The organism is Amycolatopsis sp. NPDC059657, from assembly GCF_042734395.1.
GTDB lineage: Bacteria > Actinomycetota > Actinomycetes > Mycobacteriales > Pseudonocardiaceae > Amycolatopsis.
On the sequence record NZ_JBHWEB010000078.1, the window covers coordinates 9743 to 23437 of the forward strand.

General features: G+C 67.6%; 13 protein-coding genes. 6 read left to right on the top strand and 7 right to left on the bottom strand.

Going from position 1 to position 13695, the window contains the following annotated elements; all coding sequences use genetic code 11:
• Positions 1-581: 581 nt before the first annotated feature.
• Positions 582-1253 carry a hypothetical protein gene (locus ACFV15_RS32675; protein ID WP_378355202.1) on the top strand — a complete coding sequence of 224 codons (672 nt, stop codon included), beginning with the start codon at positions 582-584 and terminating at the stop codon, positions 1251-1253.
• A 12-nt stretch (positions 1254-1265) separates the two neighbouring features.
• Here the strand turns inward: ACFV15_RS32675 and ACFV15_RS32680 are convergent, their stop codons facing one another.
• The 4 genes from ACFV15_RS32680 to ACFV15_RS32695 all read right to left on the bottom strand — a co-directional run bounded on the left by ACFV15_RS32680 (position 1266) and on the right by ACFV15_RS32695 (position 4067).
• On the bottom strand, positions 1266-1562 hold the full coding sequence (locus tag ACFV15_RS32680) for a hypothetical protein (protein ID WP_378355204.1): 297 nt from the start codon (positions 1560-1562) through the stop codon (positions 1266-1268).
• Positions 1559-2680, bottom strand: a complete 1122-nt coding sequence (locus ACFV15_RS32685; protein ID WP_378355205.1) for an MAB_1171c family putative transporter — start codon at positions 2678-2680, stop codon at positions 1559-1561. The genes ACFV15_RS32680 and ACFV15_RS32685 overlap by 4 nt, the downstream gene beginning before the upstream one ends.
• A 15-nt stretch (positions 2681-2695) precedes the next feature.
• Positions 2696-3202 carry a hypothetical protein gene (locus tag ACFV15_RS32690; protein ID WP_378355206.1) on the bottom strand — a complete coding sequence of 169 codons (507 nt, stop codon included), beginning with the start codon at positions 3200-3202 and terminating at the stop codon, positions 2696-2698.
• Positions 3203-3500: 298 nt separating this feature from the next.
• Positions 3501-4067, bottom strand: a complete 567-nt coding sequence (locus tag ACFV15_RS32695) for a TetR/AcrR family transcriptional regulator (protein ID WP_378355207.1) — start codon at positions 4065-4067, stop codon at positions 3501-3503.
• Between the two features lie 210 nt (positions 4068-4277).
• On the opposite strand from ACFV15_RS32695, the gene ACFV15_RS32700 reads away from it, so the two are divergent.
• A complete protein-coding gene (locus ACFV15_RS32700; RefSeq protein ID WP_378355209.1) occupies positions 4278-5831 on the top strand; it encodes an FAD-dependent monooxygenase in 1554 nt (517 codons plus the stop codon).
• A gap of 265 nt (positions 5832-6096) precedes the next feature.
• Here the strand turns inward: ACFV15_RS32700 and ACFV15_RS32705 are convergent, their stop codons facing one another.
• Complete coding sequence (locus ACFV15_RS32705; RefSeq protein WP_378355210.1) at positions 6097-6378, bottom strand: GNAT family N-acetyltransferase; 282 nt, start codon at positions 6376-6378, stop codon at positions 6097-6099.
• A gap of 232 nt (positions 6379-6610) precedes the next feature.
• On the opposite strand from ACFV15_RS32705, the gene ACFV15_RS32710 reads away from it, so the two are divergent.
• Together ACFV15_RS32710 and ACFV15_RS32715 are read left to right on the top strand one after the other, a co-directional pair.
• Positions 6611-6994 carry a CPCC family cysteine-rich protein gene (locus ACFV15_RS32710; RefSeq protein ID WP_378355212.1) on the top strand — a complete coding sequence of 128 codons (384 nt, stop codon included), beginning with the start codon at positions 6611-6613 and terminating at the stop codon, positions 6992-6994.
• Positions 6995-7571: 577 nt separating this feature from the next.
• On the top strand, positions 7572-7808 hold the full coding sequence (locus tag ACFV15_RS32715; protein WP_378355214.1) for a YdeI/OmpD-associated family protein: 237 nt from the start codon (positions 7572-7574) through the stop codon (positions 7806-7808).
• Here ACFV15_RS32715 and ACFV15_RS32720 read toward each other — a convergent pair.
• Positions 7774-9081, bottom strand: a complete 1308-nt coding sequence (locus tag ACFV15_RS32720; protein WP_378355216.1) for a DUF6348 family protein — start codon at positions 9079-9081, stop codon at positions 7774-7776. The two genes, ACFV15_RS32715 and ACFV15_RS32720, sit on opposite strands and share 35 nt — an antisense overlap.
• Before the next feature lie 81 nt (positions 9082-9162).
• Here ACFV15_RS32720 and ACFV15_RS32725 point away from each other — a divergent pair, with 81 nt between their 5' ends.
• Positions 9163-9924 carry an endonuclease/exonuclease/phosphatase family protein gene (locus ACFV15_RS32725; protein ID WP_378355217.1) on the top strand — a complete coding sequence of 254 codons (762 nt, stop codon included), beginning with the start codon at positions 9163-9165 and terminating at the stop codon, positions 9922-9924.
• Between the two features lie 132 nt (positions 9925-10056).
• Complete coding sequence (locus tag ACFV15_RS32730; protein WP_378355219.1) at positions 10057-11667, top strand: hypothetical protein; 1611 nt, start codon at positions 10057-10059, stop codon at positions 11665-11667.
• Here the strand turns inward: ACFV15_RS32730 and ACFV15_RS32735 are convergent.
• The gene (locus ACFV15_RS32735; RefSeq protein ID WP_378355221.1) at positions 11644-13641 is read right to left on the bottom strand and encodes a hypothetical protein; all 1998 of its coding nucleotides are present in this window, start codon (positions 13639-13641) and stop codon (positions 11644-11646) included. The genes ACFV15_RS32730 and ACFV15_RS32735 overlap by 24 nt on opposite strands.
• Positions 13642-13695 lie beyond the last annotated feature (54 nt).

Here is a 13695-nt window from a genome sequence, read left to right on the forward strand (position 1 = left end):
GCGACCCCCCCCCCCCCCTATATCAAGGCCCCGCGCCGGGGGCGCGGGCGTAGGCCCGGTTCACCCCCCCCACACCCCCCCACGACCCCGTTGCCCAGCGGGCGCCATCTCCTTCGACATCGATGGCGTGCGTCAGCAGCGTCACGTCACCAAAGACTTCATCGGGGTCACTCCCCCTGGCCAGCAGGCGTGCCGGCGTCGCCGCATCGAAGTGCCCGACCGCATGGTGCGCCGGAGTTGGCACCGGTCTGATGAGCAGCCCGGACCCGGCGGCCAAGCAGCCAGGGCAAGCCGGCGGATTACCAGCTGGCGCACGACCCGACCCCCAAGGACGTTTCGTGCGTTCAGCCGGTAAGTCCGGCTTCTCCGGCCTAGTTCGATGTGGTGAACTTCAGTTCCATCTTGCGCAACTGAGGCTAATGTAACCACATCCGGACCACCCCGCTTTGCCCGCCGGTCTACCCGAACAGAGCAATGGGGTCACAACCGGTCGTTTTAGGATGATCGCGGTGTAGTGGCGATCGGCGAGGCGGATCCCGCTCCTGCGTAGAGTGGGAACCGCGACCGGAGGGAGAGCGGGCATGGGCACGCCGAGTTCGCGAGCCGGCCGCACCGGCCTCGCCAAGACCAGGCTGGACCAGCTGTTCCGCGACAATTCCCGTGAAACACGGCGTGAACTGCACGCCACCGAAGTGGCCACCGCCATGGCCGAACTCGGCGAGCCGGTCACCGACACCTATCTTCGGATGCTGCGCTACGGCCAGCGGCCGTTCAACCCGTCGGAAGGCAAGCGGCGGGCACTCGCCAGGATCCTGGACGGCCGTCCCGAGGACCTTCCGACAGGCAGCGCGGGCCGGGCGGCGCTCAATGAACTGTGGCAGGCCAAACTCGTCACCGAGCTCAAGGAACCCAGCACCCGCGAAGTGACCGAGTGGTTGCGGCGGCACCACGGCGTGGCGATCACGCCCCGGTACCTCCAGCAACTGCGCGACGGGGTCGCGACCAACCCGTCCGCGGCGATCGTCGGCGCACTGGCGGCCTACTTCGGGGTGCCCATGGATTCCTTGCTGGTACCGCCCGAGAGTGGCCGCGGCGAAGATGTCGCCGCCACTCGAGACGAAGACGACGAGGTTCGCCTGATGTCGATGCGGTTGTTCGGCGTGTCGCCGCAGGGCCGGGCCTTCATCACCTCGGTGATCGAGGACGTCCGGCGCAACGAAAAGCTCGATTCCCTGGCTGAAGACGGCGAGTAGGCCGGCAGCAGCTCAGAGCTGTTCCTCTCGGAAAATGTCGAGGTCGACGAACCGGGGCGGCTCACTGCACAGTTCGACGAACCGCTCGTGGACACGATTGGTGGCCGGCAGCTCGGAATTGCGCAAGGCGTCGTCGTGGGAGCGGAATTCCAGGATCTCCACGAAATGGTGCGGGTCATGACGGTCGCGCCCCACCCTCGTCCGGACGGCGGTCCGCTGGCCCCCGCTGTCGGCGATCCACTTGGTGAGCAGTTCGTCCACCGCCTCCGGCCGCGTCGTCCGGTAGTCGATGAGCTGGACAAAGGTCATGAATTCTCTCCTATCATCGCGTAGCCGCGAGCCAGTCCGTCGCCGCACGCGTCGGCCACCCGGAGCAGGAACTCGACTTCCTGGTCGAAATCGTCACCGCCGACCCCGGCGATGTTCTCCGGCTGGGCAGCAGGCGCGTCACCGGCGTCATGATGACGCAGCGCGGCGGCCAGCCAGCACGCGGTCACAGCGGCCTCCTCCAGCTCGGCGGGCACGGCCTGCCGCTCGACCTGTGCGTGCGCCGCGCGCACGTCGTCGGCATCGACATAGCTGCGCAGTACGACCATCGCGTCCCGGATCTCGACGACCCGGCGGTACAGCGGCAGGGTGGCCGGGACGGCGGGAAGGACCCGCGACATCGGCGCCCGCGCCAGCCGGACGTGCGGGGCGGTGTCCGTCAGCCTCCGCCACAACGGCCCCAGCCGACGATAGGCGGCGTTATGGCGGACGCGCTGCTGGATGTGGGGAATCAACGGCAACGCCGCGCCGATGGCGATACCGAACGCCGCGACACCGTCGATCTCGGAGAACCAGGCGATCCAGCGCGGATCGTGCGTGACCAGCCACACCAGGTTGAGCAGCCACGGCAGTGCGTTCGCGAGCCAGCCGAGCGCCAAGGCGAGCAGCGCCCACCGCATGGCCCAATGATCCATCCGCCGCGCACCGACCAGGCACACCAGCGCACAGGCCGTCAGCGCCACCACACTGAAGCCGCTGACCAGGAAGAAGTATCCCAGCGGCAGGCCGGAATGGCCGGGACGCGGGTTGCGCGGATCCACGGCCACGTAGATCCACACGACGACCCCCGCGGTGAGCCCCGCGGCCAGGTAGGGCCAGTTCCGGTGACGACGATGACCGTTGGCGATCAGGACGAACCGCAGCACTGCCGCCGCGCTCACCACCGTCGCCAGATGCGTGCCCAGATACGTCGCGTACCGCCCGAACAGATCGGCCAACGCGGTCTGGACGACCTCCATGTAGAGGGTGGTGACCACCGTGATCAACATGACCGCCGCCCACAACGGCCGCTGCCCACGATCACGGCTCGCCTGCGGCAAGCGGACAACGACGACCAGCCACATGCAGAAAACGCCGATTGTCTCGACGGAAAGAGTCATCTCGCCCAGAACCCGCTATCTCGTCCGATGAAATCCCAGCGCCAGCTCGAGCCGCGCCCACATCCCGGTCAACGGTGAGGACACCGGCAGGCGCCCGGCTCGCTCCAGCAAGAGCGTGGCGACCGTTTCCGCTTCCTGCTCCTGACGCGAGCTGTACCGGATCCGGGGCAGCACCTGACGAATCCAGACCGGGTCACCCGCGTCCAGATGGCGGTAGAGGTACTGGTTGTCCTCCAGCCCGACCTCGTCATGCTCGCACAGCATGTGACCGATCTCGTGCAAGATGATGTGCAGCCGGTGCAGGCCGGAGGTTTGCTCGTCGTAGTAGATGTAGTCACCGCGCTTGGTCGCCAGCCACATCCCGGTCGGGCAATCGGGCGGCGTCGGCCGCGGCAGCGGCTTGAGGCGGATGGTGCTCCCCCGCTGCTGCGCGATCTGGTCACACAGCGCCTGCGCCGTGAACGGTCGCGGCAGCTCGATATCGCGGACGATCTTGCTGCAATACCGACGCAATCCGATCACGCTCAGGCAACCCCTCCGTGTCCGCTGTCGATCAGCAACCAGCAGTGTAGTTCGAGCCACACGAGCCTGTCGATGATCCACCACGGCCGGAGGTTCACGCTTTCCGCAAGCACACCCACCCGGTCGATCGGGTGGGCACGCCCGCATCACGACGAACCCGACGCCTACGGCCCATACCTGATATCGATCTCACCCCGATCCGCGTCGATGGTCCGCCCGCCGGTGGATTCAGCCGGGGCCGCGTGATCCAGTGAAGGGTTGCTCAAGCTGGCCGGGGGGTAATCGCGGGAACCGGGGATCACAGGAGCCGGTCGACGAGCCTGTCGATGTAGTCCGCGGTGAGTGGGCCCATGTCGAATAAGACGCGGATGTACATCGGGGCCAGGATGTGATCCAGCACGTCGAACGCGTCGGGTGTGTGCTCGCCGCGGTCGTGGGCGCGATCGAGCATGGACTGCAGTTGTCGCATGCGTTCGGCGCGGAGGTTGTCAGCGGCCCGCAGGCCCTGTTGACCGTTGCTCGATAAGGCGACGGCCAGGTGTAGCACCGCCGGGCCGTCGGGTCCGGTGATTTCGCGGGCCACTTGGGCCGCGTAAGTGCGCAGGTCGCCGTCCAGGCTCCCGGTGTCAGGCATCGGTGACACCGCGTTGAGGCGGGTGAGCGCCACCTCGGTGAGCAGGCTTTCCAGATTGCCCCACCGGCGGTAGATGCTGCTGTCGGCTACGCCCGCGCGGGCGGCGACCTCGCCGACGGTGAAGTTGCCGTAGCCGCGTTCGCTGATCAGATCGGTGACGGCCCGGTGGACCGCCGCGCCGACGCGGGCGGCGCGCCCGCCGGGCCGTCGGACTGGCTGTCGCTCGTTCACGCCACACACCTTAACGCAGCCGGAACTTGCGTTTGTGCGGCAACATCCTTTATGGTCCCCTAACGCAGTCAAAGGCTGCTTTAGCGCGCCACGATGGAAACGCTCTCCGCGTCAGCCGTGGCCGGCGCAACCAACGATTGAGAGGAATTCCTTGTGGCTCCGTCGGATGAGGCGGTAGGTGGTCGATCAAGCCGGGCCGCGGACTACTCCGTGGTGATCGCCGGAGGCGGCCCGGTGGGCCTGATGTTGGCGTGCGAGCTGGGGTTGGCCGGCGTCGACGTGCTGGTGATCGAGCGGCTCACGAGTATCGACCCGACGATGAAAGCCGGGTACGTGAACTTGGCTACGGCTCAAGCCTTTTACCGGCGTGGCATGTTGCCGCAACTGCAGGAACGGCACGACGCCGCAGTGGAGCGGACGCAGAAGTTCCTGGCGTCCAAGGGAATCGAGAACGCTGTCGGCGGCGGTCCGGTCGGAGCCCACTTCGCGGGCATTGTGCTCGACACCGGTCTGGTTGATTTCACTGGTCCGATGTTCGCGCATGCCGGACCGGCCGCGGGCGTGATCCTGGTGTCGCAGCAGGAGATCGAGGCGCTGCTGAATGAGCGTGCGGCCGACCTCGGCGTCACGGTGCTCCGCGGCGCCGAAGTCACCGGATTCGCCGCCGAGGGTGACGGTGTCACAGTCGGACTGGGCGACGGGCGCACGGTTCGAGGCGAATGGCTGGTGGGTGCCGACGGTGGGCGCAGTGTCGTGCGCAAGCTCGCCGGGTTCGAATTCCCCGGCGTGGACCCGGCAGTCACGGCGCGCCAGTTCGTTGTCGACATGATGGGTCACGAGAAACTGCGAGCGGGGTGGAATCGCACCGATGGCGGCGTTTATCTGCATGGGCCATACCCGGGGCGGGTGGTCACCGTGGAGTTCGACGGTCCACCGGAAGATCGTGAAGCACCCATCACGCCGGCGGAGTTGGAGGCGACGGTGCAGAAGGTGGCAGGTGTCGACGTCAAGGTCACCGCGATCCACTCGGCAACCCGCTTCACCGACCACACACGACAGGCGAACACGTATCGACTGGGTCGGGTGCTGCTTGCCGGCGATGCGGCACACGTGCATTCGCCATTGGGCGGGCAAGGGCAGAACCTCGGCATCGGTGACGCGGTGAACCTGGGTTGGAAACTCGCCGCAGTCGTGAAGGGTTCGGCGCCGGAGGATTTGCTCGACACCTACACCGCCGAGCGGCATCCGGTCGGCGAGTGGGTGTTGGAGTGGACGCGCGCACAAGTCGCCGCCATGCGAACCGATGCGCGCAGCTCGGCACTGCGCAACGTGCTCAGCGACCTTATCTCCACACCCAACGGCGCGACCTACGTGCTAACCAAGCTTTCCGGCATGCTGCACCGGTACGAGCCCGGAGAGCACGACCTGGTCGGAGCGCCCGCCCCGGATGTCGAGCTGGCCGACGGCACACGCGTTGGCGACCATTGCGCTGACGGACGTGCGCTGTTAGTGGATCTGGCCGACAACGCGACAGTGCGGGACGCAGTCGATGGCTGGGCAGGTCGGGTACGGGTGGTGTCGACCAAACCCGCGCAGCGGGTGGCGTTGTCCGCGCTGCTCGTCCGGCCCGACGGGTACGTCGCTTGGGCCGCCGACGAGAACCCGGATATGCCCGCCCTGTCGGCCGCCCTGCGCCGGTGGTTCGGTGGGCCGACTCTTCGAGATTCTTCACCGCTACCCCCACGGCCGATCCGGACCGGCTGACCTACCTCACCTCCGAGGCGACCGCCCGGTACCTGCGTGAACTCCAAGAGCGGGTCGGGGCGGCAGGGCATCGCGACGTCGGTGTCGGCCCCGGCAGCACCGTGGCCGCCGCGCTGAGTGCCGGCCTGCTCGACGAGCTGCGGATGGACATCGTGCCGGTGATTCTCGGTGCCGGTACACCCATGCTGACCGGGCTTGGCGACACGGCGCCGATCGGCTCCGACCCGGCGGAGGTCATCGAAGGGATCGGCGTGACTCACCTGATCTATGGACCCGGACGCTCCACTTCCCGCCGGTCGAACTTGAGCATTCCGATCATCGCTCCGTCGAGATCGATCACGAACAGGCCGGGGCGCCGGCCAGGCACCTCGGGCGTTGCGCGCTCGAGCTCATCATGCGGGCGGGAGCCACCGAGGTATTCGCCGACGGACGGCGAGGCGAACAGCTCGATGAACGCCGCACGGTCCCTGGCCTCGGACTCACGAAGCACGAGCCGCTCGGTCCTGATCGGGACAGGCGGCCAAACAACGGATCCGAGCTCAGCCATGACAGGCAACCTATCGCAGCTCCGCCCGCACGCGACCCTCCGACGATCCGCAGGTGCGACAGTTCCCGACTCTCAGCCTGCGCGATGAGACCAAATGCATCGAACAGTTAGCCGAACCATCCGCTTGTGCCGCAAGTTCCTCCGACTGCCGATGACGTGCCGAACTTTTCGGAGCGACGGCGGATTTCGGGGCGGCCGTGGCGCTCCGGGCTCTACGCGGGATGCTGACGGCGTGACCGACCGCTTCCCCTGCCCGTGTTGTGGCCATCTGATGTTCGACGAGCCGCCAGGGTCGTACTACATCTGCTCGGTGTGCTTCTGGGAGGACGACAGTGTTCAGCTCCGCTGGCCGGATTGGGCCGGTGGCGCGAACAAGCCTTCGCTCATTGAGGCGCAGGACAACTACCTGCGGCTGGGTGCCTGCGAGGCGCAGTCGCTGCCGCGCGTGCATTCCGCTCGGCCGGACCAGCCCATAGAAGCTGAGTGGCGACCGATCAACTTGACCATCGACAACTTTGAAGCCAAGGCTGAGCAGAACGCACCCTGGCCTGACAACCTCACGGTCTTGTACTGGTGGCGGCCGACATTCTGGCGTGCGCGCCACCACAACACGTAGGCCCCGACATGCGCACTCATGGTGATGTGCGCGCGATCGGCGGTGCACAAGAAGTCTCAGGCGCATACGCCGCACTGGCCAGAGGAAACACTCAGCGCGGTGGCCTGGTCGTTCGCGGTCTGCGTGTCACTCAGGATCGCGCCGATGACCTTGCAGGGTTTCTTCTAGCTTTTGGGAAGCGTCCCGATCCCCGGAACATGCGGACCGGCGTTATTGTGCGGAAAGCCAAATGTGGCTGGGTGAGGCGCGCGCTGAAGCCTCGGGTGGGCGTGAAGCGAGGGGACCTTTGGGTGCGTAGTACGCACTCGGGGGCACCCTCGCTTCACAATGGGTTCTGGCGAAGTCCGCGAGTGGTAACTCTGCTGCATCTAACGGAGCAGAGTTACCACTCGCCCATGCTGAACGAGGGGCTCCCCGGCTCCCCTCAATGCAGTTGGGGAACCCCTCGCCCGAAGCCCTGACAGGCTGACTGTGGAAGATTCGCGTCGCCTAACGCCGCAAATCCTCCACAGTCACTCATTCGAGGCGGGGCTGACGCTGGCCAAGGTCGCCCAGCACGACCGGCCCACGGGGCCGGGTGTATCTGCCGGCCGACCTCGGCCTGGGACTGGGCGAGGCATGGCGGCGGGACAACGGCATCGTGGCGGCGTTGGCGGCGAGTCCGGCGGCCAGTGCGTTCTTCGACTCGCTCGCGACCTTCTATCGCAAGGGTTACCTGCGCTGGATCAACGCCACCACCCGCCGCCCCGACGTCCGCGCGGCATGCATCGCCGAAATGATCAGTCTTCTCGAACAGGGGAAGAAGCAACGCTGAACGGATCTTGGTCGCCGAGGACGTAGTGCGCGGGCCAGCGATCGCGCAGCACCTTGTCCAGCAACGCGTCGCTGCTCTCGACAACCTCGAAGTAGCCGACCGCGTCGGGCTTGCTGCCCGGGCGCCCTTGCGCGACGACCGGCGCGCGCAGCAACGCCTCGCCCCATGGACCCAGTGCGTTGCAGAAGAGGCCGCTGAAGCGGTGGCCTGACGAGGTTCCGTCGTGCACGCGGTCCACGACCTCCTCGATCACCTCAGCTTCCACATAGAGCCAGGCCAGGTAGTTGACGGTACGGCCGTCTTCGAGCTGGACGGGGAGACGGACCTTGAGGAAATTGCCGATCCCCCGGGCGACGATCATCGCTTCGGTGCTGACGTCCACGTGCTGTGCGCGCTCTTCGTCGGAGAGTTCCTCGATGAGGTGCGGCAACGCGAGATCGAAGCCCGGATGGTCCGGGTCCGGGTGGCCACCGCAAGCGCACCTCGCATCGTGGTCGGCCTCGCCGTCGAGTTCGAGAGACGTGGCCGGGTAGTCGGGTTCCTCGCCGCCTGCAGGCACCGGGAGCAGCAGTGCGTAGTAGCGGGCAACGGCGAACGTTGCCGGCTCGGGCAGTTTCAGCGCCGTCATGGCGGCCGAGGCGGCGTCGTGTCGCTCTCCGTTGACGCGGATTTCGGCCTGCATCGAGCCTGGCCGCCCGCCGTAGAACACCTTGACGCCGTTGAAGAACGGGGACTCCAGGTCGGAGGTGAACGTGCCGGCGACGCTCTGCAGCACGTTCGCCTCGAGCAGCGCGATCTGCAGGCGCCGATTCTCGTCGGGGTCGAGGCCGAAAGCGATCGCGCCGGACGTGATCGTGTGCCGGCCCGGGAATCCCCTGGCTTGGCCTGGCTCGACGTGTTCGGCGAAACGCCCGCGCCGATCGAGCAGTTCCAGCAGGCAGGCGCCCGCGGTCTGTGTCCACGCGTCGGCCGCGTGCCTGGGATCACCGGACAAGGCCACGGCGCAGTCGAAGAAGCACGGCACGTCGGGTTGGATGGTCACGTCGGGCATCGCGATGAGGTCGTAGTGATGACCACCGCCATGCCGTGGGGGTGTCACGCCCACCACCCACCCTTGGGGGCTGACCAGCGAATTGCCCTTGAGTTCGGCGCCACGTGTCACGCCGGGTGCGTACGCCTCCAGACTGGCCCGCACGAGGGCGAGGAACTCCAGGTCGGGCAAGCGCTCAGCACCTGACCCGACATCACGCTTACGGCCTCGCATCGCGGACATGCGGCAGATACTAGCGATCAACGCCGTCGTCGCGGGGCCGGTGAGTTGTGGCAGGACCCGGTTTTCTGCTTGTGTCTTGCCATGAATCGCTTGGCACTCTTGATCGTGCTCGGGCTGCTGGCGTCGGCGTGCACCGGGGCGACGAGCGTGGGAGCGGCGATCACCGTGCTCCAGCTCAACATCTGCCACGGCGGCACGGCCGTCTGCTACCGAGGGGACGCGGTTCTGGTCAAGGCCGCCGAGGTGATCAGCTCGAGCAAGCCGCAGGTGCTGTCGGTGAACGAGGCGTGTTCGGGTGACATCGACCGGCTGCGGCCCGCCATGGGGCCCGCGCGGGCGCTGTTCGTCGCGGCACGCAACCTCGACGGCACGCCCACGCTGTGCCGAGGCGGCGACCAGCAGTACGGCAACATCATCATGGTCGCGAGCAGGTTCGCGGGCACCGCGCAGGAGTCCGGCACCTACACCGCCCAGTACACGGCCGCGGACGGCATCCGGGAGCAGCGATCCTGGGCCTGCCTGCCCGCCGCCGAACTCAACGCCTGCACCACGCACCTGTCCTCGGACAACGCACCGACCGCGCTCGCGCAATGCCAGGACCTGATGAGCCGCGCCGCCCGCTATCCACGACCGGCCATCGTCGTCGGCGACTTCAACCTCAAAGACCAGGGCTCCCCCGGCATGCGGGACTGCGACCCCGCCGGATTCTCCCGCCGAGGCGACGACAGCGTCCAGCACGTCTACGCCAGCGACGACTTGACCTTCGGCCGAACCACAGCGATCGACATGACAGGCACCACCGACCACCCCGCCTTGCTGGCCACCCTGACGCCCACACGATGATCACCCGGCACGGCACCCACTAAACTGGGGCGACAGCGTCTCAGCGATGAACAGGTGAACCGCCCCCGCCATGGTGCCCGCACGAAACCCTCACCCACGAGTCACTCTCCGTACTCGCGCTGCTACACTATGATGGCCGGGAGTCGGAAGCCGGAAGCCGTATGGGGAACGTTCGGCGTTGAACCGACCATCCTGGTCATCGCCAGGACACTGACCTCCACCACCAGGCTGCTCGAAGCACTGCAGCTCTTCCGCGGCGACTTCAGGATCAAGTTCCTCTTCACGGTCAACGACACGACGCCGTTCCGCGGCGGAGTCCACGCTCTGCTCGCGAAAGCGGGTGTCGAGCAGCTCATCCCCTGGGAACTCGTGCCGGAGACCCACTACGACCTCGCGCTGTCGGCCAGCGAGAACGTCGATTTCGACCACGTCACGAGCCACACCATCGTGCTCCCGCACGGACTCGGCCTCAACAAATACGTACCGACCGCGGACGGCACCGGTGTCCGGCTGGCCGGGCTGCCCCCGTACCGGGCGCTGGCCGACGGCAGGGTGACGGTGGTCCTCTCCCATCCGGATCAGGAGAAGCAGGTCCACGCCGCCTGCCCCGAGGCCATCGGGCACACGGCGGTCGCAGGGGACGCGACCTTCGACCGGCTGCTGGCGAGCGAACGGCTGCGTACGCACTACCGGAACCGGTTCGGCGCCGGCGACCGGACAGTCGTCATGGTGGCGTCCACCTGGCGACCCGACTCGGCGCTCGGCCGCTGGCGGACGCTGCCCGCCCAGTTGCTGGCCGAACTGCCCGCCGACCGTTACCTCGTGTGCGCCGCGCTGCACCCGAACATCTGGTCCTGGTACGGCCCCGCCCAGATCCGGTTGTGGCTGGCGGACGAGCTGGCGGCCGGATTGGTGTTGCTACCGCCGGAAAAGGGCTGGCACGCGGCGCTGATCGCCGCCGACCAGGTCATCACCGACCATGGCTCACTCGGCTTGCTGGCGGCGGGCCTCGACCGGCCGCTCCTGCTCACCGGCGAATCCGAGGAGACCGTGCCCGGCACGCCGGTGGCGGAGCTGACCAGCCGCGCACCGCACCTGATCCGCGGCCGAGCCCTGCTGGGTCAGCTCGAACAGGCGAGTGCCGAACACCGGCCAGGTTCTCTCTCGGACATCACCGATCGTGTCTTCGCGGAGGTCGGGTCCGCGACGACCCGCCTGCGCGATCTCGTCTACCGCGAACTCGGGATGACCCCGCCTGACGGCGAAATACCGATCCTGCGCGTCCCCGACCCCGATGTCACCGCGGCGCCGGTGACCGCGTTCGCCGTGCACGCCGACGGCGAGGACCCGGTGACACTGACCCGCTATCCCGCCGCGGTCTGGATCAACCGGCCAGACTACGAAACACACCTCGCGGTCGACGAAGCCGAACCGAACCTGCGGATCACCGAAAAGGCCGCCGTACTCGCTTGCTCGACGCCGCGGTCACACGATCAGGCCGTCAGCTGGACCGAATCCGCGCTCGCGGCCTTTCCTGGCGCGCGAATCGCGATCGCGGCCACCCCGGATGGCGCCACGGCGGCGATCCGAGGCGGACGCCAGGTGCTCGTGGTGACCGAAGCAGCTGGCGACGCGCTGATTCTCGGGTCGGTCGTCTACCACTGCCTGATGTCGGGGTCACTGCGAAACCGGCGCCTCACCGTGCTCACCGGAGCCGATTCAGCCGAGGTCGAGCTGACGTAGCCGTTCCTCGACCTCTCCCGCACGCGGGCTGCACAGCTCACGCAGGAGCGTGGACGCCCGTTCGAACGCCAGGCGCGCGGCGACTTCGTCTTGCTGCCGGTACGCGAGTTCACCGAGCAATTCCTGTGCGGTGGCTTCATAAAAGCGCGAATCATCCTGAACGAGTACGTCCACCGCGGCTTCCAGTACGACGCGCGCACGACCGTGCTCGCCGAGTTCGTCCAGCACCGCACCGAGCCTGGTCAGCACGCGGCCTTCCATCCGGCGGTCGCCGACCGCGCGAACCCGGGGCAGCGCCTCCTCCAAAGTGGCCAATGCCTGCCTTCCCCGCTGTGCGGAGCCGAGAAAGAACAGCACGAAAGCGATCCCGCGCGCGTCGTCCTCTTCGGTGAACAACGCGATGGCCTTCTCGTAGGCGTCGACGGCCCGTGCATCGCCGGTCGCGTCGTAGAAACGCCCCATCAATTCCCACACCGACGCCCGCAAGCGCCCATTCGCCGACTGCTCGGCCATCGGCAGCGCGATCTCGACGAGTTCCCGCTCGGCTCGCCGCAGATCACCCAAATCCGTCCACGCGCGAGAAGCGAAACTGCGCAGCCGCACCTCGGCGTCACGATTCCCGGCCAGCGCCGCGGCCTGTGCGCCGAGGTCGCTGGATTCCGTCCACTCGACCAGATAGCGACGCTGCACGTAGAGCGCGGTCATCGCCTCGGCCAGTTGCCAGGCCAGGTCATGCCAGCCGTATTTGACCGCCGTCCGCACGGCCGCCATCAGGTTCAGCCGTTCCGACTCGAACCAGGCCAGCCCCTGTTTCTTGGCGTCCGGCCCGGTGAACGGATTCGGGTACCCGGCTTGGATCGGTTCGTGCCGCGTGCACCGCAGCCGCCCCGGGCCGAGCACGGCCAAGTCGGCGAACGTCGCCCGGCAGAGCAACCCGTACAGCACGCGGCGCAGAGCCGCCGACCGGGCTTTGTCCCCGTCGCCTTCCGCGAGACCCGCCGCGTGCCGCCGCAGCAGCGGATGCAGGGAAAGCCTGTCCGAGGAGTCCACGGTGAGCAGGCCGGATTCGATCAGTTCCTCGAGGTCGGCGACGGCGCTCTCGCCGGTGCCCGCCAGCTCGGTGGCGGTCTCGAAGGTGAGATCCCGGCCGGGGAACAAGCCCAGCAGCCGATACAGCCTGGCCGCGCTTTCCGGCAAGGCACGGTAGGTCACCTCGAACACCGCGGACACTTTGTCCTCGCCCCGTACCGCGAACGCCGCCATACCGGCGCCCTCATCGGCGATCTGCGTGATGAGGTCACCCACCCGCATGCCGGGGCGGGCCGCCAGCCGCGCGGCGGCCACCTTCAGCGCCACCGGAAGCCCGGCACAGAGCCGGACCAGCTCGGCGACCTCATCGGACTCGTCCTCGCGGCCACGCAACCTCGTGAACAAATGCACGCCGTCTTCGGCCAGCAGCGGCTCCAGCTCGACCAGCGCCGCACCGTCGAACTGAAGCTCGGTGAGCTTGCTGCTGGTGACGACCACGACCGCGCTGCCAGGGCCTCTCGGCACGAAGGGCGTCACCTGCGCCGGCTCGGTCACGTCGTCGAGGACGATCATGATGCCGCGCTCGGCTGTGCGGCTGCGCAGCAGGTTCGCCCGATCGGCCAAGCCGTCGGGGATCACCTCCTTGGCGACACCGCACGAGATCAGGCACGAAGCGAGCGCGTCGGTCACCGACACGACTTCGCCGTCGGGCAGCGCGCCGAAGTCGACATAGAGGTATCCGCCGGGATAGCCGTTGAGATCACTGATCAGCTCGACGTAATGCCGGACGAACGCCGTCTTGCCGACGCCTGGAAAGCCGCGGCAGACACAGATCACCGGGCGCCCGACGCCTCCGGTGGGCAGCAACTCCCGTAGCCGCCGCAGTTCGCGCTCCCGGTTGACGAATACACCCGGCCCCAACGGAACCTCGTGCGGCACCAGCACAGGGCTCCCCTCCCCCACATCCGATGAAGCAAGGACCTTACCGTGACGCGGGCC

Bases quoted from the DNA above. Each gene is read 5' to 3' on its own strand.
- ACFV15_RS32675 (WP_378355202.1), top strand. From the start codon at position 582: ATGGGCACGCCGAGTTCGCGAGCCGGCCGCACCGGCCTCGCCAAGACC.
- ACFV15_RS32680 (WP_378355204.1), bottom strand. From the start codon at position 1,562: ATGACCTTTGTCCAGCTCATCGACTACCGGACGACGCGGCCGGAGGCG.
- ACFV15_RS32685 (WP_378355205.1), bottom strand. From the start codon at position 2,680: ATGACTCTTTCCGTCGAGACAATCGGCGTTTTCTGCATGTGGCTGGTC.
- ACFV15_RS32705 (WP_378355210.1), bottom strand. From the start codon at position 6,378: ATGGCTGAGCTCGGATCCGTTGTTTGGCCGCCTGTCCCGATCAGGACC.
- ACFV15_RS32720 (WP_378355216.1), bottom strand. From the start codon at position 9,081: ATGTCCGCGATGCGAGGCCGTAAGCGTGATGTCGGGTCAGGTGCTGAG.
- ACFV15_RS32725 (WP_378355217.1), top strand. From the start codon at position 9,163: ATGAATCGCTTGGCACTCTTGATCGTGCTCGGGCTGCTGGCGTCGGCG.
- ACFV15_RS32730 (WP_378355219.1), top strand. From the start codon at position 10,057: ATGGCCGGGAGTCGGAAGCCGGAAGCCGTATGGGGAACGTTCGGCGTT.